The sequence below is a fragment of the Clostridium sp. genome, assembly GCF_036642255.1.
Taxonomy (GTDB): domain Bacteria; phylum Bacillota; class Clostridia; order Clostridiales; family Clostridiaceae; genus Clostridium_J.
In genome coordinates, this window is record NZ_JAVWDJ010000014.1 from 19,029 (window position 1) to 43,587 (window position 24,559).

A 24,559-nucleotide genomic window follows, 5' to 3' on the forward strand; every position below is an offset into this window, starting at 1 on the left:
AATGATTAAAGTAAGTTTTAAAAAATTAACTTTACAGTCCGTAGCTCCTGTAAAGGCTCATCCAACTGATGCTGGATTTGATTTGACAGCTATTACAAAAGAAGTTACAGAAGATTATATTGAATATGATACAGGAATATCTATAAAACTTCCTAAGAAACACTGTGGATTATTATTACCTAGATCTTCTAATTCTAATAAAGATTTATTACTATGTAACTCTGTGGGACTTATAGATGAAGATTATACAGGATCATTACGTTTTAGATTTAAAAGAACTACAAAAACTTTTAAAACTATATTTAAAAGCTTTTGGTGGTTTTCAAAATTAAAAAAGGTTCCTATAGAACTTAAAGAGTATGAAGTAGGAGATAAAATTGGTCAATTAGTTATACTCCCAATTCCTGAAATTGAACTTGTAGAGGAGCAAGAACTTCCAATAACAAGTCGTGGTACTAATGGCTTTGGCTCAACAGATAAGCCTAAACCTAATAATAGTAGAAAGAAAAAGATTAACTAATGTTCTACAACATATCTAAATTAGAAAAGAAATATGAAGTTAAGCTTGATGATACTCAAAAAGAAGTATTATCAAGCTTAACTAATTTTATAGAGGGAAATACTCAGTGTATTTGCTTAAGAGCTAGTGCTGGTACTGGCAAAACTCTTATTCTAAGTATATTATATGATATACTAAAAGAAGAAGGTATTGATTGTATATTTGTTGCTCCTACAAATAAAGCTAAAAATGTATTAGTAGATAAAGGAGATTCTAATAGAATTTGCACTACAATACATTCATTATTAAACCTCCGTCCTAATTTAAATATTATGGAATTTGATGCTTCACAACTATGCTTTGAATTTGCTAAAGTTAAACAAAAGGAATCATATCATGAAGTGTTATTGATTGATGAGTGTAGTATGATTAACGATGAGCTTTATAATACACTAGTTTTAAAATTTCATAAATCTAAAATTGTTTTCGTTGGCGATAGCAGTCAATTAAAGCCAATTAAACAAGATAAAGTATCTAAAACCTTTCAAGTTCAGACGCTTACATTAACTAAGATCTATAGGCAAACTGAGAGTAAATTATATAAAGTATTAAATTATTTAAGATCAAATCCTCTATACTATTTTAAAGAGATTCATGACGATTTTTGTAATATTACTATTTGTAATAATATAGTAAATATGATTGAACAGTACTCATATCTATTTAAAGTTGGAGAGAATTTTAAAGATTTTAAATTAGTAAAATTAATAACTTATACTAATAATAGAATAAATGCTTTAAATCAACTTATTAGAAAGAATTTATATTCTAATAATAATGAATATAATATTGGAGAGCTATTAACAGGATACGACTCTTGTGAATATAATTCTTATATGATAAAAAATTCTGCTGATTATGTTGTAACTTACTCTCATAAATGTATAATAATTCGTTTTGGACTATCTTTATACGCATATACTTTAACTCTTGAAGATACTAATAATAATAAACAAAATTATGTTATTCTCTCTAAATATAATTCGCAAGAAATATTAAATGAGTTAGCTTGCGTTTTAGAGAAACTACGTCAAAAGGCAGTTAAGTCTAAACTATCAAAAGATTGAGTAGCTTTCTTTAATTTAAATAATTCTTTCTTAACTCCTATTGATTTAATATATGATAATAGAGTAATAAAGAATAAATCTCTAGATTATGGATATTGTATTTCAGCTCATAAAAGTCAAAGTAGTTCGTATTCTATAGTTCTTATAGATATGGAAAATATATGGAGATGTTCTAATAAAGAAGAGCTTCGTCAATTACAATATGTTGCTTGTAGTCGTACTACAAGTGATTTAATTATATATCAAAAAAATGATAATTAATAATATAAAATTATTTAGAAAGGTAAATAATAATACTCAATATATAGAATTATTTTTAAATGAATATAATACAATTGATAATCTTATATTTTATTCTATTACTGGAAAAACTGGAAGTTATAAACATAAAATAAATTCTAGACCATTAGTTATTATTGATAGAACTAAAATAAAAAAAACGATTAAAGACCAAGCTATTTATCAATTTAATAATTTAATTAATAGTTATCTAAATAAAGGATATAAAAATAATAATAATGAAAATAACATTAGATCAATTTAAATGTATAATTAGAAATCTATGTGCTATTGATAAAAAATTTGTAGCAATTAAACCGTGTGAAGAAGCTCAATTTTATATTAATCTTTTAGAGCCAGCGTTATCTATAATGTTAGATGGATATTATGGAGAGTCTAATTCTAATGAAATATGAAGATTTATTACAGGTAATAGTAAATTTAAAACTATTAATGAGTTATATGGATTTGTATCAGATAAATATTCTAATATGGTTCAATTTGACTCTGCACTAACTCTTTCACAGCTTTTAAAACTTTTTCCAAATGATGAAATGTTTAATTATTTTAATAAAGTAACTATAAAAAATGTTAACATTAACACTTAATAAAGAAGATCTAATTAATAGAACTATTTGGTTTACATCAGATCCACATTATAATCATTTTAATATATGTCGTCTTTGTAATAGACCTTTTGAAAGTAGACAAGAGATGAATAACTCTTTAATTAATAACTGGAATTCTGTTGTAAATGATAATGATATTGTATTTATATTAGGTGATTTTTGTTTTGATCAAAAAACTCAATGGGTTAAAATATTAAAACAGCTTAAAGGTAAGAAATATCTTATAATTGGAAATCATGATAAAGAGAAAAATATTCCTTATGAATATTTTGAATCAGTATGCGATATTATGATGTTATATATATGGTCAACAACAAGTGATGAAGAGCATTCAATATATGATAAATTTACATTATGTCATTATTGTATGACATCATGGCCTGGACAATGGAATGGGTTCTATCATCTTTTTGGCCATAGCCATACTCGTAAAAATAACACAAGCTCTGATATTACTTTAATTGATAAGCGTCCTCTTCCTAGTTATGATGTTGGAGTTGATAATAATAATTTTACGCCAATAAGTCAAGAAAATGTAGTAAATATATTAAAGCAAATGCCTTTAAGTCGTTAACTATAATTTATTAAAAATATGAAACTTACAATAAGTAAAGATGCTAATATTAATTATTTAGCAAAAGTTATAAAATTAGAAGAATCTAATTTTAGCACACATCCAAATGCAGATAAATTAAAATTAGTACATCTATATGGAAATATTATTTCAACAGGAATTGATACACAGCCTGGCTATTTTATATATTTTCCAGTTGAGTGTGTTATAGCATCAGAATTTTTAAAATTTAATAATCTCTATAAAGACCAAACTCTTAATACTAATATTAGTGAAAAAGGATTTTTTGAAAAGTCGGGACGAGTTCGATATGTAAAACTTAGAGGGATTGCCTCAGAAGGTTTTATCATGTCTTATATCGCGCTTTATAGATTTGCAGTTAATCCAAGTACAAATCCTACTAATATACTTGAAATTTACGAAGAAGCTAAAAGTTTAGTAAATACTACATTTGATACTATTGATGATATTAAATTTGTTTGGAAATATAATGTTCCTATAAAAAATATAGGAGTTAATCTTAATGGAAAATCTAAAAAATCTATTATAAATGATAAAATATTAGATGACCAATTTAGATTTCATATTGACACTCCAAAATTACAAAATAATATTTATAGTATTAATCCAAATGATCTTATCCAAATTAGTATTAAACAATATGGCACATCTGCTATTTTTTGTAATTTATTAACAAAAAAGAATCTTAACTGGAAAGAAAAACTTATAAATAAATTTGGAATTAATATTATTAATTCCGAATATGCTATATTTTGTGCATCTCGTAGAGTTATTAAAGATCCAATATTAAACCTTAAAGATATTAAAAGTTTTTATAACTATGATATTTGGAGTTTAGGATTAGAAACAGTTAAGGACTTCTTATCTAGTGGAATGACAATCTATGCAGAAATTGTAGGATATATGCCAACTGGAGTAGCCATTCAAGGCGGTTGGGATTATAAATGTATATATGATCCTAAAAGATATAAGTATACTGAAATGTCCGCAACTGAGATGTACCAATCTCATTTATTTGATGTTATAATTTATCGAATAACTACTACAAATATAAATGGTAAAGTACATGAATATAGTGCTAAACAAGTACATGATTGGTGTATTGAAAACAACTTACATCCTGTAACAGAGTTATATTATGGTAAAGCCAAAGCTCTCTTTGATTTAGACCCTATAAATAACTGGCATGAAAATTTTATTAGTAAACTAAAAGATACGTATTTAGAAGGAGATTCTATACTATGTAATAATAATGTTCCTGAAGAAGGCATAGTTATTAGGAAAGAAACTACTAACATTAATGTCTTTAAACTTAAATCTACTAGATTCCTTCAAAAGGAGACTTTAGAATTAGATAAAGGAACTTTAGATATAGAATCTATTTAATATATATAAATAAAAATAAATATATTTTAGATATAATTAATAATTTATTACTATACTGCTTACATTATAATATTTATACTATTTGTAATAATATATATATTACTTTATGTACGATATTTAGTATAGAACTTAATAACTTTATATTATATATATTTATTAAAATAGAAAATATGTATTAAATTATGTTTAAGATAAGATTGGAAAAAGCCAAAATACTAGAATTAGAAAAACAATTAGAGAGCGCTAAGAATGTTTACGAAAAGATTCATATGAAACAGATTACGCTTTATCGTAAACTTAGTAAATTTAATATGTACTTATAATGACTAAAAAAGAATTACAAGAATTAAAAAAGAGTCAGGATATTAAATTTATATATAAAATTCCTTGCTCTCTTTATGCATATCCAGATAATATTCAATATATAATAATTGGAGATATCCAAACTCAAGATAAAAATAATATTAGAATGTTTTCTTTAGATGATTGGTTTCTAAGAATGAATAATGGAAGTTTTCTTCCTTATGTTTGTTCTACTCTATCTAGAGCTTATAAAATTAAAGAATACTTAAATATCTATAATATACCTAACTTGTTAACATTTAGAAAGTTTATTTTATCTATAGATACCCCTTCTGAAATAATACAAGAATGTCTATGGGCTATGCAATTTATTAAGGAATATAAAGTAAATAGACCAGATGTATTTCATAAAGTATATGATCATAAAAAAATTCTTAATGCCTTTTTAACAACTATAGAGCCTATGTATAAAATGAGTTTAAATGAGAGATAATATATTATTAGTACTTATTGGAGTCCCAGCAAGTGGGAAAACAACTTTTGCAAAAGAATTTATAAAAGATAAAAGTACATGGATTAGAATTAGTCGTGAAGATATTAAATTAATGTGTGGAAATTACTGGGCACTCTCAAGAGAAGCGTTAATTAATTCTTATGAAGAATTAATGATTGAGAAGGCTTTAGTAAATAATTATAATGTTATTATAGACTCTACTAATCTTAATCATAAAACTAAAATTAAATGGGAAGCATTAGCTTATAAACTCAACATAAAGCTTCAATATAAAGAATTTATTATTCCATATAAAGAGGCTATTAAAAGAGATAAAAACAGAGCGATACATGTTGGTGAGGATAATATTAGAATGCTTTATAGAAAATATTATCCAGATATATTAGCTAGCGAATTAGATGAGATCTAATATTAAATATTTTATAGTAAAACATTCTTATATATAATAATTAATAAAGTATACTGATTTTGAAAATTATATATACTTAATTAACAATAAGAATTAATTAGATCAATATAATATAATATTTTATTTTATTAAGAATATTGTACTAAAACAACTTATAGATGATAAAAATATATACAATTTATATAAAGATATACAATATTTTATGTAGGCTTAACGATCTAGTTATACAAGAGAATTTATTATATTTAATTATAATAATTAGTAGTTTATTTTATTAAAATTAGTATAAAATCTAAATTAATAAGAGTAATTTTAATAAAATATATATTATAAATAATGATAAAGAAATATAAAAAAAAGTCAATCATAATAGAAGCTATCCAATATATAGGTAATAATTTTGAAGAGGTTTCAAGTTTTGTGGGGCAGCCATTACTGCATTATATTAATACTTATGAAGATAATAATGCATTAGGTATTCCAACTTTTAATAGTATAATAAAAGCTTCTATTGGAGATTATATCATAAGAGATGAACTGAATGATTATTATTCATGCAAACCTGATATATTTAAAGTTACATATGATGAAATATAATGTTAATTAGAAATAAAATTGTATATGTTTATGATATTGAAATCTTTCCTAATGTATTTCACTGTACTGTAAAAAATTCTGAGACTGGTGAGCGTCTGTTTTTTGAAATATCTGAACGTAAAAATAATCTTCAAGAACTTGTAGATTTATTTTGAACTATTAAACATCAAAATAAATCTGGTATCGGAGAGCTAAATTATACTACTACTTTACAATTTCAAACCGATAAAATATTTTGCGGATATAATAATATTCATTATGATAATCCTATTATTAATTATATAATTGATTTTCATAAAAAAATGTTAAAGATGTCATATTTAAATATATGTACATCTTTGTTTAATTTAAGTAATCAAATAATCCAGTCTACTGATACTAATTTTAGTTCTTGAACAAAATGAAAGTATAAAGTATATTTTGAAACTCTTGATTTATTAACTATGCTTTATTCACAAAAACTTCGTGTTGGACTAAAAGAAATGCAAGTAACAATGCAATTTCGTACAGTTCAAGAATTCGAAGGTGATTTTAAAGCATATTTATCTGCATCAGAGATTCCTAATATGATTAAATATAATATTAACGATGTTGACTCTACTGAAGAATTATTAAATAGATGTAAAAAAGATATAGATTTAAGAATAGCCATTGAAGACGAGTATAATACAAAAGTACTTAATAAAGATGGTGTTAATATTGGTATGAAAATTATTACTCAAAAATATCTTGAAAAAACCAGACAAACTTGAAATCAAATTAAAGACTTACGATCTCCTTGCGATTTTATTTCATTACAAGATATAATTCTTCCATTTGTTAAATTTAATTCATCTATACTACAAAATGTATTAGAAGACATGAAAAAACAAACAGTTTCTCCTGGGCGTAAAGGATATGAAAAACATTTTATATTTGATAATTTAGAATATACTGTTGGGGTTGGAGGTAAAATGTATGCCTCCTAATCGAGAAAATACGGGGAAGGAGTTGTATATTTAGAAAATTATTAGTATATTTGTATTTTAATAACTAAAATACAAAATTATGCGAAATAAAAAATATTTAGAAAAATTTAATCCACAACAAATAATAAAGCTTAATGCTAGCGGATTAAATTTAAAAGAAATTAGTAAAATAATTAATATTCCTGAAAGAAGATTAGGAGAACTATGTAAACAATATTGTCTAAACGTTAAACGTCGTTTTAAATATTTAATAAATGATAATTTTTTTGATAATTTAGATTCCGAATCTAAATTTTATCTGTTAGGATATTTTATTGCAGACGGATGTTTACAGTTAGAAGAGAAATTTAAAAACAATAAAAAATATTCTGAAAGTTATAGATTTATGATTAATGTATCTATTGACGATGAAGATGTTATAAAATTATTTCAGAAAGAAATTTCTCCCAATAAGCCTTTAGAATACTATAATAACCAAAATGGAGTTAAATATAGAAAACCGCAAGTACGTTTACGATGAAGTTCTAAACATATGTTTGATATATTAAATAAATATAATATTAGACCTAGAAAAACTTATGACAATTACTTTTTATTACCAAAATATGTAGTACAACATAACTTATTTAAACATCTTATAAGAGGAATAATTGATGGAGATGGTTATATTGGTAAAGGTCATATTCAAATATGTTTAAATTCTAAATACTTTGCTAAACAAATACTATATAACTTTAAAACCTATAAATATTTTACCAAGTATAAACTAAAAGAAATACAAGGAAAGACTTGTAAGTACTATAGTTTAACTTTATATGGTGGAAAAAGATTTATAGAAGAATATTTTACGAATAATCTAAATTGTAAGTATTATCTAAAAAGAAAATACTATAACCCCGTGCTAACTTTATAGATTACGAAAGGCTATAAAGTAGTGTAGAGCGTAGGAGATGAATAAATATAATTCTCCCAAGAGTTCTCGACAGTAGTAATACTGAAAAGGTACGCCGAACTTATGTGAACTACAATAACATAAGAAGTAAAGGATAAAAAGCCTTTACGATAACAAAAAGATACACTCTGTTAACAAACCTGAAGAAATAATACCAACTGAAAGTCAAATACTTAGTGATGTTGATGTAGCCTCTCTTTATCCTAGTATGATTATAGAATATAAATTTTATCCCCCACATTTAGGAAGAGAATTCTTAGATGTATATAGACAAATTAAAGATGAACGTATTGAAGCTAAACATAAAGGAAATAAAGTTAAAAACGAAACTTTAAAATTAGCATTAAACGGTTTATCTGGAAATCTACAAAATGAGTATAACTTTTGTTATTCTCCATTAACTGTAATGCAAATTAGAATTAATGGACAATTATTATTATTAATGCTAGCCGAAAGCTTTGTTAAATTAGGATGTACAATTGTACAAGCTAATACAGATGGTCTATTTGTATTAAGACCTAAAGATAAAGATGTTGAGTTTAAAAATATATGTAAAGAGTGGGAATCTTTAACTAAATTAGTTTTAGAAGAAGATCGTTTTGAAGCAATGTATCAATTTGCTATTAATGATTATTTAGCAATTAAAGAAGGCTATTCTAAAACTAAAAACCCTAGTTTTCTAAAAACTAAGGGTATGTTTATAGATAAAGTTAAGTTAGGTAAAGGTATGGATGCTATTATTATACCAGAAGCTATTAATAAATATTTAGCGGATAATATACCAGTTACGGATACAATTTATAACTGTAATGATATTAATAAATTTATAACATATCAAAAAGTTAGTAAAGAATATTCTATTGAATACGATAATAAATTAATACAACGTATTAATAGATATTATGTATCTATAGACGGCCCATGGTTATATAAATGTAAAATAGATAGTAAAGGAAGACGTTATAAATATATTAAGTTATTAACGGATTCTGGAGTTACTATTATGAATACTATTGATAATAAAGCAGAATTACCATCAAATATTAATTATTCTTTTTATATATCAGCCGCTCAAAAAATTATATCTATATTTAAATATAAACAATTAAAATTATTTTAAATAATAGATATTAAATAATTATAAATAAATATGTTTAACTTCTAAACAATAATACATTTGATATTATAAGAAAGATATAAAAAGATTGAAATAAAGGATATACTAAAATTTAATATAATAATCAAAAAGTAAATTTAGATAGTTATTTAATAAAGGAGATGCTATAAAAGCAAAACTAAAAGTAGAAATCAAATATTTCGAAAAATATAAATCAAATATTAATAATGAAACTTATAAAAACATCTTATCAGATACTTAATCCAACGGGTTATACTATTAAAGATATATATAAATCTATTGAATATGCGTCTCGTACATGTTATAAGAGTGAAGAATCTATTACAGATAATTCTGCAGATAAGTTTGTAAAGATGATTATAGATAGAGGTCACACTGCTATGTTAGAGCATGGTACCGTGTATCTTATTGTACCAGCAGAATGGCAAGGAAGATCAGAAAAAGAGAACTGTTGATTGTCTATTTACTTTAAGTATGTTCATAATCACCACTCTGTAGCTTCTGAGGATGGCTATAATGCCTATATAAACACAAACTATAGAGTTCTTGTTGAGAATGGTTGACTAGATGACTTAGAGTTTTTAACTGAACCTACAGAATTTCATGAAAAGAGAATCTCTGTAAAGTTTATATGTGATAGAGGCGTTTCCCATGAATTTGTAAGACATAAAATACTTTGTGTCGCATAATAGTAATATTATGAAAAATAAACTCCGTGAATTGCTGGAAGGCTAAAATTTAATACAATCGTTGCATTTCTTAAGAAATATTCGTATATTTGTAAATATTAAATATATAAGAATATGAAAGGTATTAACTTAGAAAATGGACAAAAATTTGGAAGGTGGCAAGTTATTGATAATACAGTTATTGTCAATAACGATCATAGATATGTAAAGTGTAGATGTGAATGTGGAAAAGAGCAATCAGTAGCTTCCTCAGATCTAGTTAGTGGGAGAACCAATAGTTGTAAATCCTGCATCGCAGTTAATAGAAGAATAATCATTCCTAATGGTACTAAGTCTAAAAGTTGAACAATCGTATCTAATCCTATCATACAAAATAGACAAGTTATGTATGAAGTTCAATGTGACTGTGGTAATACAAGATTAATGAATGCTAACGAATTCTATAATCCTAATAAAGCACAGAAATGTCAGAAATGTGCAGGGATTAATCGAGGAATAATTTCTAAGATTAAAAACGGTATTGTAGAAGAATTAGATGCAGATAAATTTGGAAGAATGAAAAGAATAGCTACAAGAAGAAATATTAAGTTTAACGTTTCTCAAAAATATCTATGAGATTTATATGAATCACAAAATAGGACGTGTGCTATTACTGGAGACTCTATTCCAGATATAAAAGTAGCAAGTTTAGATAGAATAGACTCTAATCTCCCATATATTGAAGGAAATGTGCAATGAGTTAATAAACAAGCTAATCTTAGCAAACACATTATGTCTATGAATGAACTATATGAATTTTGTAATAAAGTATTAAATCACGCTAATCAGCAGCCAAGCGCACCTTTAACAAAGTGTGAAGGTTCAGAGACTAACTAATGAAACTAATATGAGAATAGAATTATATAAATATTAAAAGGATGAAGTTATTAAATGGTATCTTTTAATGATTTTACTTTAGAAAACCTTAAACCAATTCGTAAGAAAACTGGATTAGGTTTTATGGATATAAAAGCAATTATATTAGAATATAAATTAGACACGAGTGCGGAGCATCCAGAAATGGATGATGATATAGTCCGATACTCCTCTGAAAAGAGGAGAGTATAAGATAAAGAGCTTATACATAACAAATTGAGAGTATTTTCTTTTGCTCAAGAAAGTACAAGATATTGTAACTATAGTAAAGATAAGTTTGGAAAGGAACTTACTTTTATTATTCCTAGTTGGATAGATACTATTTCAAATAATTCTTTCTATAACTATGATTCTAATATAGATGGGTGGCAGAAATCTGAAGATGCAAATACATCTAACTTTTTACAATCAATAGCTTGGTCTGAGAAAAATTATCTTACTCTACTACATAATAAATGGACTCCTCAACAAGCTAGGTCAGTACTTCCTAACTCTCTTAAAACAGAATTAGTAATGACTGGAACAATTAATCAATGGAAAGGATTCTTTAAACTTAGAACTGCAAAAGATGCTCATCCTACCGCCCAAGAACTAGCAAGATCTCTTCAAAAGGAATTTATAAAAATAAATTATATTTAAATAAGAAAGCGATACGATCCTGGCAAAGAAAGTATTTTAAAGAATTTAAAAATAAAATCGAATTATAAATTATTAATATATGAATGATGTTTGTAATGATAATAGATTTGATATAATAACTAAGGTAAAACAAGATATAATTGAAAGTACTAATATTAAAGCACCTAAAGATAAAATGAAAGTATTAGATAATTTTCTTTTTCGATATTAACCGAGAAATTGAATAGATAAATATGAATAAATATATTTTAAAGATACAAAAGAAATGAAATTTAGGTAATATGCAGATATTTTCTTATGGAAACACTAAGCTTCCTAAAGAAACACTTATAGTAAATATTACATCCGCTATTAATTGCCCTTCAGAATGACTAGGATTATGTAGATGTGCCAAAATATGTTATGCCAAAAAGTGTGAGCGTATTTACAAAGCATATCTAAATAAAAATCTACTAATAGAGTCTTATATGCATCTTTGAAATGATGAAGATATTAAGGAAATGCTAATGTACTATATACTTAATTCCCCTGTTAAAATTAAGTATATAAGGCTTAATGAGGCGGGTGATTTCCCTAATCAGCAATCTATAGAGAGATGATCAAAAATATCACTATGGTCATATAGAGTTTTTAATATTAAAACCTACTGTTACACTTGTAGAGAAGACTTAAACTTTAAAAAAGTTAATTTTATAGTTAATTCTTCATCTCCAAAAATCAAAGCACACCGTTGATTTTTCTGTATAGACAAAGTACAATATGAACAATTACCTAATAACTCTGTTAAATGTAAAGGGGATTGTAGTATATGTAAGCTTTGTTACGACAGTAAGTATCAAGGTATAATTTATTGTAAACAACACTAATGAGAAAATATTGTTTAACTAATGAATATCCTGGAATTTGTTGGTCTAATTACTCCGACAATCCTAGGATATTTTATGAATGTGATGATGAATATAAAATGTTAGATAGTCCTATAAAAGGAATTGTAAAACTAACATTTAAACAGTGACTTACTAATGACGATGTCTTATGGAACTTATAAAAAGTGCAAAAGAATTACTTATTCGAGAGCCGTTCTATGGTTTTTTCCTACTGAATTTATGTAAAGAGATCGTAGATGATAAACATTCAGTTAAAACCGCAGCCGTTGGCCCAAATGGTATTAATTTTACACTATATGTAAATAAAAGCTTTTGAGATACTCTAAATAATAGTGAACAAATTGCTTGTCTTATTCATGAGCTTATGCACATATGTTTTTTTCATTTAACAGATAATTTTAAATGCGATAATAAACATAATATGAATATAGCCATGGACTGTGAAATTAATCAGAATATCACAGGATTACCTAAGGGATGCGTAACTCTTGCTGATTTATCTGATATACTCGGAAAATCACTAAAAGCTTGTGCTGGATCTTGGTATTACTATAATGAAATTCAAAACTTTGCAAAAAATAATCCTGATAAATGTAAAGAAAATGGAGAGCTGAATAATTTTACAGAAATTGATGATCATAGTATGTGACCTACAGACGCATCAGAAGCAGAATGTAAACTATATGAAAATCAAATAAAATCTAAACTTAAGGAAACTACCGAAACTATTACTAGGCAGGCAGGAAGAATTCCTATGGAACTTATTGAAATTTTAAAGAAGATTCAAAATATGCCTCCTATATTTAATTGGAGAAACTACTTTAAAAGAGTTATTGGGAATACTATTACATCTGATATACAGCTTACTAGACTGCGGCCTTCTAAAAGAATTCCCGAATCTAGAGGAATTAAGCTTAAAAGAAAACCCGATATTTGTGTTATTATAGATACATCAGGGTCTATAAATATGAAAAACTTTGAGGAGTTTTTCTCAGAAATAACGCATATTCATAAAACTGGAGTCAATATAACTATAGTAGAATGTGATACTAAGATTACACAAATATTTAAATTTTCAAAAAATCAAAAGATAGAATTTAAAGGACGTGGAGGCACTGACATGAGCGATGGTTTAGAATATTATAATAAACATAAGGAATTTAGCTCTTGCGTACTATTTACTGATGGATGGCTCTCTACTTTTAAATTACCTTATTGTAAAAATTTAATCTGGATTATAACAAATAATGGGAATAAATCTCAGAAATATCCAGGACAAACTATTTTTATACCGTAAAAAATATGGAATTAACATTAGGAGAAGTAAAACCAATTATAAACTATATTGTTGCTAATAATATAGAGTTACAAAAAAATGGAGAATATCCAATTGCTATTAATATCTGTGGAAATGCAGGCGTTGGCAAAACTGCAATTATTCGACAGTTAGCTAAAGAGATGAATGCTAATTTTATATTTCTTTCTCTTGCCCAGCTCTCTGATCCAGCAGAATTATGCGGATGGCCTATAAAAGAACATTATGTCTGTAAAGATGGAGACTGCACATGAATTACTGGAGAACTTATAGAAGCTTATATAAAAGCTGGATATTCAATGACAGATGAGACTAGAATGGGATATGCTATCCCAGCATGGCTTAAAGGCTTAGATCCAAATAAGCCAACTCTCTGTGTTTTAGATGATTACACGCGTGCTACACCTGCCGTCTTGCAAGCCTGTATGCAGATAACATACGAACAAGAGTACATCTCTTGGAAATTACCAACAAATACTACAGTAATATTAACTACTAACCCCGATGAAGGATATAATACAAATTCACTTGATGAAGCACAAGCTAGTAGATTTATATCTTTTAATGTTAAGTTTGATAAATATGATTGAGCAAAATATGCTGAGAGTCAGGGACTTGACTCTAGATCTATAAATTTTCTTCTCTTATATGGAGATGAACTAACCGATCGTTCTAAAGCAAAGATTGCAAAAGTTAATGCTCGTAATTATACTATGTTTGCAAATATTATTTCTGGAATTAAAGATTGGTCCAATCCTAAAAATCTTGTACGAATTCTTCAAATATCGTCTGGATGTTTTTTAGACGATGATGATATCGTAGGAGGATTATTTACTACATTTATTGCTAATAAGTTAGATAAACTTCTATCTCCAGAAGACCTTATTCATAAAGATTGGAAATATGTTAGTACAACTCTTGAGACACAGCTATATGATAATAATAAATATAGAGCAGATATCGCATCAGTTATTACTACGCGATTTATAAATTATAGTATTGCATATTTTGAAAAAGAAGGAGCTAAGACTGACTTAGTTACAAATCGTATAATTAATATTATCGATAATGACAAACTTCTTCTTAGTGAAGATCTTATATTCAGTTTAGTAAAAACACTTAATAAGAAATATCCTGGTAGATGTAATAAACTGCTTCTTAATCCAAAAATTGTTAAAAAATTAATATAATATGATACTTACTACCACAAGCGTAGATATAAAGTATATTTCAGTATGTAGAGCATATCCACCTATAGAAAATGCCAATCTTAAAGACTATATAGGACTAGCTCCTTTAGGAGTTACTATATATAATGAGTCTTTTAAAGATACGTATAAGTTATGAGAATATCGATACCGTAATATAGAATCTCCAATAACGGCTAAAGGAATTTATTTAGGTGACTCCGATGATATACATAATGAAATTATTAGTAAAATAAATCCAGCTAGCCCAAATACGTTTAAAACACTGTATTTTGATAAATTCTGTAAATATCCAAGATTTAAAGTAAGTGAATTAACTAAAATTAAAAGATGTACTGATCCATCTAAGGCAGACTCTATAATTATCAGTCCTCATAAATTTAATACTTATAAAGGGTATTCATCAGTTTATACAGATTCTTCTAAAGATGCCCTAGTATTATTCTCTGCTACAAATAATTGTTATTATTTTATAGACTTTTTAATAGACTATTTACATAATTTCGATCAGACTAAAAAGTTTAAAATACTTCTTAACAACTATTTAGGAGATCAAATACTAAATATTAATACTTGGGGGCAAGTATTAATTAATTCTGGAATATTACCTAATGATAGTAAAAAAATATATTATGGTAAGGTAGTTCTTCTTAATAGAGATGATACGGAATTTATTAATAATTTATCTACAAAATATATGCTACTTACTTATGATACGGAATTAGATAAACTTATATCTAATAATTTACAAAGCCCTACAAATGAGGATATAGATACTTTAGATAAGATGTTGTCTTCTACTGACAGTTCCATAATTAGTATGGGTTTAAAACTTCTATCTAATTATAATCTTAGTAACTTCAAAGGCTCTATTGGTATAATCATTGCAAACAATTGGAATCATATTAAATTTAATCCTACTTCTAGATCTATTGGATTTCAACAAACTTTAAATTCTTTAGGTCTAAGTATAAAAAAATTAAATACGTTTTCGTTTGAAGTTATAATTAATAAACTATATGAAAATATCTCTAATGATGATAGAAAATATGTTAAAAAAGTGGTCATATCTAAAATTAAAAATGAATTAATGTCATCAATTTTATCTAGATATGAAAAAAGTTTCTCTTCTCTGGAGCTTACTTTTAAATTAATAATTGAATAATCAGTGAAAAATATTATTGCAATACAAGGGTATAAAGCCACTGGAAAAGATGAAGTAGCTAAATATATTAACTATATGTTAAATACTCCTTTTTGAATGCATATATACTGGCTTGCTAAATTACTAAATTTCAAACCAATAATGCATAAATGAAGAATTGTGAAATATGCAGATAGTTTAAAAAGAATGTTATCTACTATGATGAATATTGAAGTTAGTATGTTTGAAAATAGAGATTTTAAAGAATTTTACTATTTTAACTTTAATACATATCAACTATTAGATGCTAATAAACAAGATGTTCCTAACACTTTAACTGATAAATCTTTTAATCGAGAATTAAAACGTAATAATCTTAATGTGGCTACGGAATATACATTATCTGTTAGACAAATACTACAATTCTTTGGAACGGATATTATACGAAAATTCTTTGGAAACGAACTTTGAATACATACTACTTTAAATACTAAGTATAATAATTTAATAATTTCAGATCAAAGATTTGCAATTGAAAATCAAACAGTATATAACTCAGGATATAATACATATATTATACATATAGTAAGAAGTGGGCATACTGCGGGTCTCCATGCGTCAGAAAAGGAATTAGAAGAATTATTAAATACTAAGAAATATAATATGTTATTAGAAAATAATGGCACATTAAAGGATTTATTTTATGCATGTAAAAGTATAACTTATTATTATTTAATATAATGGCAAATTCAGAAATAAAATACTGTACAAACTGTTCTGTAAATAACATTGAACATAAATTCCAGGATATAACCTATGGAAAATTTAAAAGAGTTTTCAATATAAATGAAAAGACAGGAACATCCACTTGCACTGTATGTTGTAGTGGGAAGAAAACAAAGAAATAAAAATAATAATGAAAGAATATCGTATAAATAAAGAAATTAACTCAAAATTTATAAGACTTCCGAATGAAAACGATTTAATTTCTCTACCCAACGCATTGAAAAGAGCTATTGAAAATAATACAGATTTAATTGAACTATCTGTTTATACTAATAACGAGCAGATATCTATATGTACTTTTCAAAATTATCAAAAATTTCTTTATCAACAACGTAAGCGAGAAAAAGAACTAAAAGCAGGACAAATAAAAATAATAACTAAAGAGTTACGTTTTGGCCCACATATAGATAATCATGATTATACTTTTAAACTTAAGCATGCAAAAGACTTCCTTCTTTCTAAAGCTAGAGTACGAGCCTGTGTTATATTTCATGGTAGAGAAATTATATTTAAGGAACAAGGGGAAACTATTCTATTAAGATTAGCCACAGATTTAGAAAATATTGCAAAAGTTGAAGCTATGCCTAAACTTGAAGGAAAAAGAATGAATATGGTACTAATACCTAAATAATAACATTGTTATAATTTAATTTTTAAATATTTATGTAACTACGCAAATACCCCCTACTATGATTATAGTAGGGGGTATTTTTTTTATTGTTCTTTTATAGACTCCTCATATCATTTTACTAAAGGACGTGCTGGGCGTAACGCACCGATAGTATTTACTCCTGATATTAATGTAGCCTGAGCTAAATTCAAGTCGTCATCTCCAGCATTTTTTCAAAATGTTTTTACAGTGTTCTGTAAAATACTAAATGATGGGGATTCCCAGACGAATAAACCTTGTCTCACAACATTATATATATCAAAGTCACGAGTTGCATTATCTATAATACTATATAAGTTTTGCTTAAGACTGCTAGCTTGCTCTAGTTGCTTCTTATAACTTATTCCAGTTACTTCTGGATCATTAAAAAAGATAATTCTAAATATAGCAAGAATCATATTTGCAATTAATATATCTATTCAAGGCTGCATAAGATTATTAGCTCTAATATTTCCTTTTGTACTATAATCTTTAAAAAGTTTCATCCATGTAGTAGAGTCACTTCCTGTTAAACTTCCTCAAGTATTAAAGCCTACTTCTTTAATAAGATTCATATACGACTGAAAAACTCCTTCAATATAGGCTCCTTTTCAACCTAAGATAGGCTTAGCGGTTTTCCTCTCGTCATTATTTAGATCAGTATCCTTTTTAACAACGGGGTTACCTTCAGCATCTATAATTCTCCATAGTCTATTACCACTAATATCAGTAAGTTGTTCAAAATTACCACGAGCAATTTGATCACTTCCAGCTTGGTAGTATTGAACTTTTTTCCCAGACATATATGCCATAAACTGTTTAAAGATTTGTCCAACAGCAGTCTTAAAGAATATAGCTTTTGTTTCATTATCATAGTATCCAAAAGATGTATCTGCAAAAGATTTAATAGATGTACGCTGTCTATTAGTATAAGCCTTTGACAAATAAGGGATATCCCCATTTTTATATATATATGGATTTTCAGCGTCTATATTTATCTCATCAAGAATTACATTATATAAAGATTCTTGAAAATTAAATTTTTCTTTCTCGCTATTAGGTACTTTAGATATATCTCCTTTATACTTTACAAACATATCAAATCTTTTATCTTTAGAAATATCATATTTAAGCTCTTTAGATCCATCATGGTTAGTAATTATTTCATGCGCCTCCCAAGTACCATCGTGTATCATCTGTGCAATAAATAGAGACATTCTATTAAAATAATCAGGAGCAGTTAAAGATCAAGACATAAATCTATTAAACAGAGCAAAAGCACCTACTTTATTAGTTGTGACCTGCTCAGGAATTTCAGTAATTGTCATATTAGACATTCTATAAAATTCATTTAATAGCTCTATCTTAGTGATATTTTTAATAAATCCTGGAATATCACCACTCATTATGCCAAAAGCTTTTAAATAATCAGTTACAGAAAATGTTTCTTTTCCATATGTAGCTAATGCAGCAGAACGAATATTCGTAAAGAATCCAGTAAGTAACTCACGCGGAACGTTCATAGTATTAAATCCAAGACCTATGAAAAACGCTGCTGCTCTTAACGGAGCCAATTTCTTCATATATCCTTGAACCTCAAAATCCATTATAGACTCATTGTAAATAATATTCTTAGTATTCTTAGTAATAAACTCATTAAACACACTTTGATCTTTACCAGTAATATGTACATTAAATTGAGATACATAAAGTACTGATCTAATCAAAGGAATAGTATTATTATCAAATTCGTGCTGAGATTCCTCGGCAATAATAAAATGATCCATAACAGTTTCTAAATCTGTAGAAAATGCAGAAACTCCTAATCTATCAATAGTATCTTTTCTAATCTCTTTATTACGTCGTATACTAAATTGATTATAATATTTTTCAAACTGATTAGCAGCATTTTGTCGTTCTTTAATCTGTTCTTCAAAAATATCACCTGCAGAAACCATCTTGTTTTTTAAATCCTCAAACTGAGATCTGAATTTTAGAAAGTCTACCTTCTTATCAGCATTTCTAAATTTCTGAATACTATCCGCTCTAACTAATGGCATATAATAATCAACATCTTGAAGTTTACTAGAATCTAAATCACTTAAAACTTTCCAATTATATTTACGTTTATTTAAATTAAATAAGGTAAATATAATAAATTCTTTCTCTACTCCATTTAAACTTTGATCAGTTCACGGGTTTTTTAATATTAAATCTGGAAATTCTTCATCTTTTTTACGATATAAATTATCATATATATAAACTAAATCTCCACTAGTATATTGTCTAAATTTAGAATATCCTTTACTCTCCATTAATCTTTGTACTAAAGCTCTCTGTTTAGAATTAAACTTATTAAAATTTCCACCAATAGTATTAAAACTTCTATTAATAGCATTTCTTATAATAGCTACATTCTCATCAGGCAGTGTATCCATAGAGTTAAGTACCGTACCACTAGCTAAAGAATAGCGTTTTAGACTAAATGTATCAGAAACTTCATTATCTGAATAGGTCTGGATAGCTTTCTCTATTTCTACCATTAACACAGTCTCAGGAGAAACTATTACCTCAGTACCACTGTTAAATATAGTATAAAATTCTGTTCTTAAAATCTCTCTAAGAGTCTTTAAAATTTCTAGATTTTGAGAAACTTTTAATTTTTCAAATCCTGTAAAATCATTAATCTTACTCTGATTATCAGATAATAAAATATCTTTTAATATATCTATTTTATTCGAATCTATTGAAGAAAGCTTATCAAGCTTACTATAATTTAACTTTTTACCATTCTTAATAGATATGTTATTACTTCAATTAAAATATCTAACTCAGCTATTTAAAACATTAGTAAGAGGATCGGTAAATTTAGAAGTTAAGTTATTAGATATATTACATATAGAGCAGACTGAATCTATAATATATTTTAAATCTTTAGTTCTTACTCTATGGCCTATAGGTTGCCCAAGTTGTATAGTAATAATATTATCAATAGTATCTGTGGAATCTAGTAATAATTCATTTGCGATTAATAATGTTTTAGTGATATTTACATTACCTATTGTACGCTTAATCGTTCCTTTAGAGGCTCCAGTATCAAATAAATCTTGATTTTTATGTGTCTGATCAAAATCAGCAAAAGGATCATATGCGCTTACAGATATAATGTCTATTCCAGTATCTGTTTTAAAGAGTATAATACCATTTTCTTTTGCTAATTGAGAATTTATAATTTTAGTATTAGAAGATTTATATTTATAAAGTAATGCCCCAAAGAAATTAGCAAGCTTTGGATCTTCGTGTACTGACGTAAATTCATTTATTTCTTTCCCAACAGATAAATAATCAGTCATATCTGAAATTAACGTATCATATCTAATAGAAAAGGCCTCTTCGTTGAGTTTAATAATATCTTTAGCAATAAATTCTATTTTACTATATGCTTCATCTTTAGAATTAGCATTCATAGTTTTTATTTTATTAGAAGCAGTCTCTCTATCAAATATAGTATATCTAAGTCTATATTTACCATTAGCATATTGAAGATTACCCTTAAGCATCTCAATCATCGACTCTACTGAAATGTCTCTTCTCCCTTTAACAGATGTATTCCCAAATAGTTTAGAAATATATGTATTAACATTTTCAAATATTTTTGGACTTATATCTTTAACTTCAACAACATTTTTAAAAATCTCGTCGAGATTATTTTGTAACTTAAAATTATTTTTAATATTCGCGCTTCTAGAAATTAATTCTTCAGAACTAATATTATTATTAGAATCTAAAGTAAAATTATATATATGTACAGTAGAACTATTTGTAGGTAGCCCTAATTTTGTTAATAATCTATAATACATAGATAATGTATAATCAGTTTTTAACTGTTTAGCACTATCCCATTCACTGTAAACTTTTCTAGATACTTTAAAATCAATAATATGAGGAACTCCATCGACAATAAGGATAGCATCGATTTTCCCTCTAATCTTTAGTTTATCTCCTAAAGGCTCGTCCAGATCTGCTGTAATACGTTGCTCTGAAAGTCAGCTAATCTGGGCTCTTGGATTTGCATTTTTAAATTGTTTTTCAATATTGGATTTTGCAGTAAAAGTAGTTTTATAATAAGATTTGAAAGTACGTTCAAAGTCATTCTTAACCTTTTCTATAACTTCTTCTGGATTTTCTACCTTTTTATATTTACTAGAATTATACTTTTTATTAAAATCGTCAAATATCGTATAAACTAATTCTTTAATCTTATCCTCATTTTCTTTTGGATGCTTAATTAACGATTCAAAGATTTTATGCTCTATTTCGCCACGTAACATTATGTCCATAGCCTCTTGATTTATACTTTTCACATCTAAATCAATAGAATCTAAAATATTCTGATCTAGTACTTCATTATAATTCTTTTTAATTATATTATACCACTCGTTAGCTTTATGAAGTTTCCCATCCTCAACTCACGATTTTGGTATAATAAGCTCGTCAAAAACCTTAGAACGTAAATCATTTAACTGTTGAGAAGAGATGCTTTCTCCACTAAAATCTATAATAGTTTGTAGTAGTTTATTCTGAGTTACTATATTTAATCAATTAGAAGTTATAAACTCTGGAAATAGTCTTTTATATATTCCATCATTGGACTTAACTCTAACCTTAGAAAGAGCTTTTCCTAGTGATAGCGCGTCCGAGTATTTACTATATTCTTCAACATCAAAATCTCCGAGTTCTGTTACTGATAAAGTATTCTTAGTAGCCTCATACGATATTTTATTAGCAGTCTTGACTATTGCTACTGAAGCCTCGTGTGAATTTTTAAAATTTAAAAAGAGTTCTTTTTTATTAGTATATGGATCTATAAATTCTTCAATATTAATATTAGATCTATTTTCCTCTAATCACGCTCTAGCATCTTCCTCGCTTTGGAATTCTCTAAACTGTTCCTTACCTTTAATTTTTATAATACACGCCATTATAATTCACAACTAATTATATATAATCCTTTCCGAATCAATTCTTCTACTAAATCATTATGACCTTGTCCTAATAACTGTTGTTTATTTGATTCTAAAGTACTATCTAGTAAATTAACATCTACTGAAGTATTTTCAGATAGAGTATTAATAATATTTTCTATAGAAGTTCCTATATATGGATTTTTTTTATTTAATATTACTACATCATGTAGTACTTTCCAAAACTTTTTTACATCAGCAACTTCAGATGGAATATCTATGGTAGTATTTAAATAATTATAAAAATTAACCGCTAAAGTTATCTCAGCATAATTATCTAAATTAGAAGGTATATTATATTTTAGTATCAACTGTGGTTGTAACTCTAACTGTCCAGTATCATTCGGAGTAGTCATAGATGTTACAAAAACTACTGGAGAGTTATTCTTATAAGAGAATTTGATATTAGAGAAATCTTTAATATTAAAATGATCATATAAAATAATTCTTAGATCAGAAGGCGATAAAATATTATCATGATGATTAAAATCTTTTAATCTATTAACTATCTCTCAGTCACTATCATTATTAATATATATATCATATATAGTTTCTATAGGATCTAAATCTTCAAAACCATTTATAAATACACCATTAGTCTTAGTATAAATTCCTGAAGCTGTTCTAATTTTACTACCTTCTTGTAATTTATTAATAAGCAGCTCTCCATCAAGTTTAGATTTTCCTGTAATATTATTATTATATACACTAACTCGTTCTTCTAAATTATCTGTAATCCCAAAATACTCCTGAAAGAGAGTATCCGAAAGTTCTTCACTTAGGATATTAAATTTTGACTTTTCTTTTATATATCAATTATTATCTATAAGATAATGTATAGTATTATCATGGTATATATGTATAGATTTATATATCATATTAATTCGTCTAGTATCGATACTTTCAATATTATTAGTTAATATATTTCTTACATTAATAGAATTAAGCTCTTTATTTGATTCTATTATATAAATATTATCTTCATACTTTATATAATCTCCAATAACTAAACTTATATTATTATTTAATATATTATTAATTGTTTTTCCCTTCGGTGGAATATATCTAGAATTATTAGGAGTATAAGTATTTGATAAAAGTTCTAATAATCTATGATTAGAAAGTCATGTTAACTTTTTATAAATATTAGTATTTTGTGTATTATATTTCTTGTATAAGTAATCAATAGTATTGATTGTACGGCTATGATTAGCTCTAGCTAATGCATATATACTAGATAATGATCTAGTTACAAACCTATTAGAAAAGAATTTATCTCCTGTGATTATTATAGACCGCTTATCTGTAAATCCATATCAGTTTTTACTATCTCCTCAACTATTTACTACTAGCACATTATTATCTAAACTTTTAGAATTCTCATCTATAATATTATCTATACTATTATTTCCAACAAGTTTATTAATAAAATCATCTTGCGATTTATCTGTTATAAAACCAATAAATAGTTCATTATTATCTTTACTATTTACTAATTCATTACATAAATATTCAAATAAAGAGTTTCTATCTATATTATCTCCTTCTACATAAACTCCCGATGGTAATTTTCCAGAAGTTAAAAAATCATACAACAGGTTATAGTCAGATGTATTAAATACATCTGACTGTTCCCCATTGGTTATTTTAAAAGTTACATTCTTATATCTAATATCTAAGCATGCCATATTAACATAGTGTTACTGTAATTAAACCTTTACTAAAAGCTCTCGAAAGAATATTTCTATTCATTAACGTTTGATTGTTAAATGCATTGACTTTAACAAATAAGGGCATATATTTAGGATCTATTGCTCATCTGGGCCTTTGACTATTATTATTCATATATTGAATATCCATATTCATATCATCCTCAGGATTTTCATCAGTCTTTAATGGAACTAAAG

General features: G+C 26.3%; 32 protein-coding genes. 25 read left to right on the forward strand and 7 right to left on the reverse strand.

The genetic code is table 11. The features are described 5' to 3' along the window. Nucleotide 1: 1 nt before the first annotated feature. The 25 genes from RR409_RS09630 (at nt 2) to infC (ending at nt 17,610) form a co-directional block, all read left to right on the forward strand. The gene (locus RR409_RS09630) at nt 2–520 is read left to right on the forward strand and encodes a hypothetical protein (RefSeq protein WP_332557533.1); all 519 of its coding nucleotides are present in this window, start codon (nt 2–4) and stop codon (nt 518–520) included. Further along, nucleotides 520–1,626 carry an AAA family ATPase gene (locus tag RR409_RS09635; protein WP_332557534.1) on the forward strand — a complete coding sequence of 369 codons (1,107 nt, stop codon included), beginning with the start codon at nt 520–522 and terminating at the stop codon, nt 1,624–1,626. Before RR409_RS09630 ends, RR409_RS09635 begins: the two co-directional genes overlap by 1 nt. A gap of 518 nt (nt 1,627–2,144) precedes the next feature. After that, nucleotides 2,145–2,321: a hypothetical protein gene (locus tag RR409_RS09640; RefSeq protein ID WP_332557535.1), complete on the forward strand. Its 177-nt coding sequence runs from the start codon at nt 2,145–2,147 to the stop codon at nt 2,319–2,321. Nucleotides 2,322–2,493: 172 nt separating this feature from the next. Continuing rightward, nucleotides 2,494–3,108: a metallophosphoesterase gene (locus RR409_RS09645; RefSeq protein ID WP_332557536.1), complete on the forward strand. Its 615-nt coding sequence runs from the start codon at nt 2,494–2,496 to the stop codon at nt 3,106–3,108. Nucleotides 3,109–3,126: 18 nt separating this feature from the next. Beyond that, nucleotides 3,127–4,515, forward strand: a complete 1,389-nt coding sequence (locus RR409_RS09650) for a hypothetical protein (RefSeq protein ID WP_332557537.1) — start codon at nt 3,127–3,129, stop codon at nt 4,513–4,515. A 322-nt stretch (nt 4,516–4,837) separates the two neighbouring features. Further along, nucleotides 4,838–5,311: a hypothetical protein gene (locus tag RR409_RS09655; RefSeq protein ID WP_332557538.1), complete on the forward strand. Its 474-nt coding sequence runs from the start codon at nt 4,838–4,840 to the stop codon at nt 5,309–5,311. After that, nucleotides 5,301–5,741 carry an AAA family ATPase gene (locus tag RR409_RS09660; protein WP_332557539.1) on the forward strand — a complete coding sequence of 147 codons (441 nt, stop codon included), beginning with the start codon at nt 5,301–5,303 and terminating at the stop codon, nt 5,739–5,741. Before RR409_RS09655 ends, RR409_RS09660 begins: the two co-directional genes overlap by 11 nt. Nucleotides 5,742–6,161: 420 nt before the next feature. After that, nucleotides 6,162–6,338, forward strand: coding sequence for a hypothetical protein (locus RR409_RS09665; RefSeq protein ID WP_332557540.1), 177 nt, complete (start codon nt 6,162–6,164; stop codon nt 6,336–6,338). A gap of 482 nt (nt 6,339–6,820) precedes the next feature. Then, a complete protein-coding gene (locus RR409_RS09670; RefSeq protein WP_332557541.1) occupies nt 6,821–7,090 on the forward strand; it encodes a hypothetical protein in 270 nt (89 codons plus the stop codon). 295 nt (nt 7,091–7,385) lie between these two features. Next, the gene (locus RR409_RS09675; RefSeq protein ID WP_332557542.1) at nt 7,386–7,826 is read left to right on the forward strand and encodes a hypothetical protein; all 441 of its coding nucleotides are present in this window, start codon (nt 7,386–7,388) and stop codon (nt 7,824–7,826) included. A 12-nt stretch (nt 7,827–7,838) separates the two neighbouring features. Continuing rightward, complete coding sequence (locus RR409_RS09680; protein WP_332557543.1) at nt 7,839–8,219, forward strand: hypothetical protein; 381 nt, start codon at nt 7,839–7,841, stop codon at nt 8,217–8,219. A 247-nt stretch (nt 8,220–8,466) separates the two neighbouring features. After that, nucleotides 8,467–9,378 carry a hypothetical protein gene (locus tag RR409_RS09685; protein ID WP_332557544.1) on the forward strand — a complete coding sequence of 304 codons (912 nt, stop codon included), beginning with the start codon at nt 8,467–8,469 and terminating at the stop codon, nt 9,376–9,378. A 224-nt stretch (nt 9,379–9,602) separates the two neighbouring features. Next, nucleotides 9,603–9,851: an FAD-dependent thymidylate synthase gene (locus tag RR409_RS09690; protein ID WP_332557545.1), complete on the forward strand. Its 249-nt coding sequence runs from the start codon at nt 9,603–9,605 to the stop codon at nt 9,849–9,851. Nucleotides 9,852–10,199: 348 nt separating this feature from the next. Beyond that, complete coding sequence (locus RR409_RS09695) at nt 10,200–10,430, forward strand: hypothetical protein (RefSeq protein ID WP_332557546.1); 231 nt, start codon at nt 10,200–10,202, stop codon at nt 10,428–10,430. 39 nt (nt 10,431–10,469) lie between these two features. After that, nucleotides 10,470–10,700: a hypothetical protein gene (locus tag RR409_RS09700; RefSeq protein ID WP_332557547.1), complete on the forward strand. Its 231-nt coding sequence runs from the start codon at nt 10,470–10,472 to the stop codon at nt 10,698–10,700. A 315-nt stretch (nt 10,701–11,015) separates the two neighbouring features. After that, a complete protein-coding gene (locus RR409_RS09705; protein ID WP_332557548.1) occupies nt 11,016–11,192 on the forward strand; it encodes a hypothetical protein in 177 nt (58 codons plus the stop codon). A 24-nt stretch (nt 11,193–11,216) separates the two neighbouring features. Next, the gene (locus RR409_RS09710; RefSeq protein WP_332557549.1) at nt 11,217–11,639 is read left to right on the forward strand and encodes an FAD-dependent thymidylate synthase; all 423 of its coding nucleotides are present in this window, start codon (nt 11,217–11,219) and stop codon (nt 11,637–11,639) included. Between the two features lie 1,320 nt (nt 11,640–12,959). After that, nucleotides 12,960–13,175 carry a hypothetical protein gene (locus tag RR409_RS09715; protein WP_332557550.1) on the forward strand — a complete coding sequence of 72 codons (216 nt, stop codon included), beginning with the start codon at nt 12,960–12,962 and terminating at the stop codon, nt 13,173–13,175. Nucleotides 13,176–13,280: 105 nt separating this feature from the next. Beyond that, nucleotides 13,281–13,823 (forward strand): VWA-like domain-containing protein, encoded by a 543-nt coding sequence (locus RR409_RS09720; protein WP_332557551.1) that lies wholly within the window; start codon nt 13,281–13,283, stop codon nt 13,821–13,823. Nucleotides 13,824–13,828: 5 nt separating this feature from the next. Then, nucleotides 13,829–14,095, forward strand: coding sequence for an AAA family ATPase (locus RR409_RS09725; protein WP_332557552.1), 267 nt, complete (start codon nt 13,829–13,831; stop codon nt 14,093–14,095). A 45-nt stretch (nt 14,096–14,140) separates the two neighbouring features. Continuing rightward, a complete protein-coding gene (locus tag RR409_RS09730) occupies nt 14,141–14,431 on the forward strand; it encodes a hypothetical protein (RefSeq protein ID WP_332557553.1) in 291 nt (96 codons plus the stop codon). Between the two features lie 123 nt (nt 14,432–14,554). Continuing rightward, on the forward strand, nt 14,555–15,031 hold the full coding sequence (locus tag RR409_RS09735) for a hypothetical protein (protein WP_332557554.1): 477 nt from the start codon (nt 14,555–14,557) through the stop codon (nt 15,029–15,031). Between the two features lie 715 nt (nt 15,032–15,746). Further along, nucleotides 15,747–16,214, forward strand: a complete 468-nt coding sequence (locus RR409_RS09740; protein ID WP_332557555.1) for a hypothetical protein — start codon at nt 15,747–15,749, stop codon at nt 16,212–16,214. 159 nt (nt 16,215–16,373) lie between these two features. Then, entirely contained in the window at nt 16,374–16,664 is a 291-nt protein-coding gene (locus tag RR409_RS09745; protein ID WP_332557556.1) for a hypothetical protein, read from the forward strand. 445 nt (nt 16,665–17,109) lie between these two features. Continuing rightward, nucleotides 17,110–17,610 (forward strand): translation initiation factor IF-3, encoded by a 501-nt coding sequence (gene infC / locus RR409_RS09750; RefSeq protein WP_332557557.1) that lies wholly within the window; start codon nt 17,110–17,112, stop codon nt 17,608–17,610. Between the two features lie 629 nt (nt 17,611–18,239). On the opposite strand, the gene RR409_RS09755 is transcribed toward infC, so the two are convergent. The 7 genes from RR409_RS09755 to RR409_RS09785 all read right to left on the reverse strand — a co-directional run bounded on the left by RR409_RS09755 (nt 18,240) and on the right by RR409_RS09785 (nt 24,340). Further along, nucleotides 18,240–18,845 carry a hypothetical protein gene (locus RR409_RS09755; RefSeq protein WP_332557558.1) on the reverse strand — a complete coding sequence of 202 codons (606 nt, stop codon included), beginning with the start codon at nt 18,843–18,845 and terminating at the stop codon, nt 18,240–18,242. 30 nt (nt 18,846–18,875) lie between these two features. After that, entirely contained in the window at nt 18,876–19,688 is an 813-nt protein-coding gene (locus tag RR409_RS09760) for a hypothetical protein (protein ID WP_332557559.1), read from the reverse strand. Nucleotides 19,689–19,820: 132 nt separating this feature from the next. Beyond that, on the reverse strand, nt 19,821–20,171 hold the full coding sequence (locus RR409_RS09765; protein ID WP_332557560.1) for a hypothetical protein: 351 nt from the start codon (nt 20,169–20,171) through the stop codon (nt 19,821–19,823). A 288-nt stretch (nt 20,172–20,459) separates the two neighbouring features. Beyond that, entirely contained in the window at nt 20,460–21,488 is a 1,029-nt protein-coding gene (locus RR409_RS09770) for a hypothetical protein (RefSeq protein WP_332557561.1), read from the reverse strand. Between the two features lie 186 nt (nt 21,489–21,674). Then, nucleotides 21,675–21,968, reverse strand: coding sequence for a hypothetical protein (locus RR409_RS09775; RefSeq protein WP_332557562.1), 294 nt, complete (start codon nt 21,966–21,968; stop codon nt 21,675–21,677). 641 nt (nt 21,969–22,609) lie between these two features. Beyond that, nucleotides 22,610–23,008 carry a hypothetical protein gene (locus tag RR409_RS09780; protein WP_332557563.1) on the reverse strand — a complete coding sequence of 133 codons (399 nt, stop codon included), beginning with the start codon at nt 23,006–23,008 and terminating at the stop codon, nt 22,610–22,612. 978 nt (nt 23,009–23,986) lie between these two features. Beyond that, the gene (locus RR409_RS09785; RefSeq protein WP_332557564.1) at nt 23,987–24,340 is read right to left on the reverse strand and encodes a hypothetical protein; all 354 of its coding nucleotides are present in this window, start codon (nt 24,338–24,340) and stop codon (nt 23,987–23,989) included. Nucleotides 24,341–24,559 lie beyond the last annotated feature (219 nt).

Bases quoted from the DNA above. Each gene is read 5' to 3' on its own strand.
- RR409_RS09780 (WP_332557563.1), bottom strand. From the start codon at position 23,008: ATGACTACTCCGAATGATACTGGACAGTTAGAGTTACAACCACAGTTG.
- RR409_RS09715 (WP_332557550.1), top strand. From the start codon at position 12,960: ATGGACTGTGAAATTAATCAGAATATCACAGGATTACCTAAGGGATGC.
- RR409_RS09770 (WP_332557561.1), bottom strand. From the start codon at position 21,488: ATGTATTATAGATTATTAACAAAATTAGGGCTACCTACAAATAGTTCT.
- RR409_RS09690 (WP_332557545.1), top strand. From the start codon at position 9,603: ATGAAACTTATAAAAACATCTTATCAGATACTTAATCCAACGGGTTAT.
- RR409_RS09695 (WP_332557546.1), top strand. From the start codon at position 10,200: ATGAAAGGTATTAACTTAGAAAATGGACAAAAATTTGGAAGGTGGCAA.
- RR409_RS09740 (WP_332557555.1), top strand. From the start codon at position 15,747: ATGCTACTTACTTATGATACGGAATTAGATAAACTTATATCTAATAAT.
- RR409_RS09675 (WP_332557542.1), top strand. From the start codon at position 7,386: ATGCGAAATAAAAAATATTTAGAAAAATTTAATCCACAACAAATAATA.
- RR409_RS09725 (WP_332557552.1), top strand. From the start codon at position 13,829: ATGGAATTAACATTAGGAGAAGTAAAACCAATTATAAACTATATTGTT.
- RR409_RS09765 (WP_332557560.1), bottom strand. From the start codon at position 20,171: ATGGTAGAAATAGAGAAAGCTATCCAGACCTATTCAGATAATGAAGTT.
- RR409_RS09785 (WP_332557564.1), bottom strand. From the start codon at position 24,340: ATGGCATGCTTAGATATTAGATATAAGAATGTAACTTTTAAAATAACC.
- RR409_RS09670 (WP_332557541.1), top strand. From the start codon at position 6,821: ATGCAAGTAACAATGCAATTTCGTACAGTTCAAGAATTCGAAGGTGAT.
- RR409_RS09650 (WP_332557537.1), top strand. From the start codon at position 3,127: ATGAAACTTACAATAAGTAAAGATGCTAATATTAATTATTTAGCAAAA.
- infC (WP_332557557.1), top strand. From the start codon at position 17,110: ATGAAAGAATATCGTATAAATAAAGAAATTAACTCAAAATTTATAAGA.
- RR409_RS09685 (WP_332557544.1), top strand. From the start codon at position 8,467: ATGATTATAGAATATAAATTTTATCCCCCACATTTAGGAAGAGAATTC.
- RR409_RS09760 (WP_332557559.1), bottom strand. From the start codon at position 19,688: ATGCCATTAGTTAGAGCGGATAGTATTCAGAAATTTAGAAATGCTGAT.
- RR409_RS09705 (WP_332557548.1), top strand. From the start codon at position 11,016: ATGGTATCTTTTAATGATTTTACTTTAGAAAACCTTAAACCAATTCGT.
- RR409_RS09640 (WP_332557535.1), top strand. From the start codon at position 2,145: ATGAAAATAACATTAGATCAATTTAAATGTATAATTAGAAATCTATGT.
- RR409_RS09720 (WP_332557551.1), top strand. From the start codon at position 13,281: ATGGAACTTATTGAAATTTTAAAGAAGATTCAAAATATGCCTCCTATA.
- RR409_RS09680 (WP_332557543.1), top strand. From the start codon at position 7,839: ATGTTTGATATATTAAATAAATATAATATTAGACCTAGAAAAACTTAT.
- RR409_RS09660 (WP_332557539.1), top strand. From the start codon at position 5,301: ATGAGAGATAATATATTATTAGTACTTATTGGAGTCCCAGCAAGTGGG.
- RR409_RS09700 (WP_332557547.1), top strand. From the start codon at position 10,470: ATGTATGAAGTTCAATGTGACTGTGGTAATACAAGATTAATGAATGCT.
- RR409_RS09730 (WP_332557553.1), top strand. From the start codon at position 14,141: ATGACAGATGAGACTAGAATGGGATATGCTATCCCAGCATGGCTTAAA.
- RR409_RS09755 (WP_332557558.1), bottom strand. From the start codon at position 18,845: ATGTCTCTATTTATTGCACAGATGATACACGATGGTACTTGGGAGGCG.
- RR409_RS09635 (WP_332557534.1), top strand. From the start codon at position 520: ATGTTCTACAACATATCTAAATTAGAAAAGAAATATGAAGTTAAGCTT.
- RR409_RS09655 (WP_332557538.1), top strand. From the start codon at position 4,838: ATGACTAAAAAAGAATTACAAGAATTAAAAAAGAGTCAGGATATTAAA.
- RR409_RS09735 (WP_332557554.1), top strand. From the start codon at position 14,555: ATGTTTGCAAATATTATTTCTGGAATTAAAGATTGGTCCAATCCTAAA.
- RR409_RS09775 (WP_332557562.1), bottom strand. From the start codon at position 21,968: ATGGACATAATGTTACGTGGCGAAATAGAGCATAAAATCTTTGAATCG.
- RR409_RS09630 (WP_332557533.1), top strand. From the start codon at position 2: ATGATTAAAGTAAGTTTTAAAAAATTAACTTTACAGTCCGTAGCTCCT.
- RR409_RS09645 (WP_332557536.1), top strand. From the start codon at position 2,494: ATGTTAACATTAACACTTAATAAAGAAGATCTAATTAATAGAACTATT.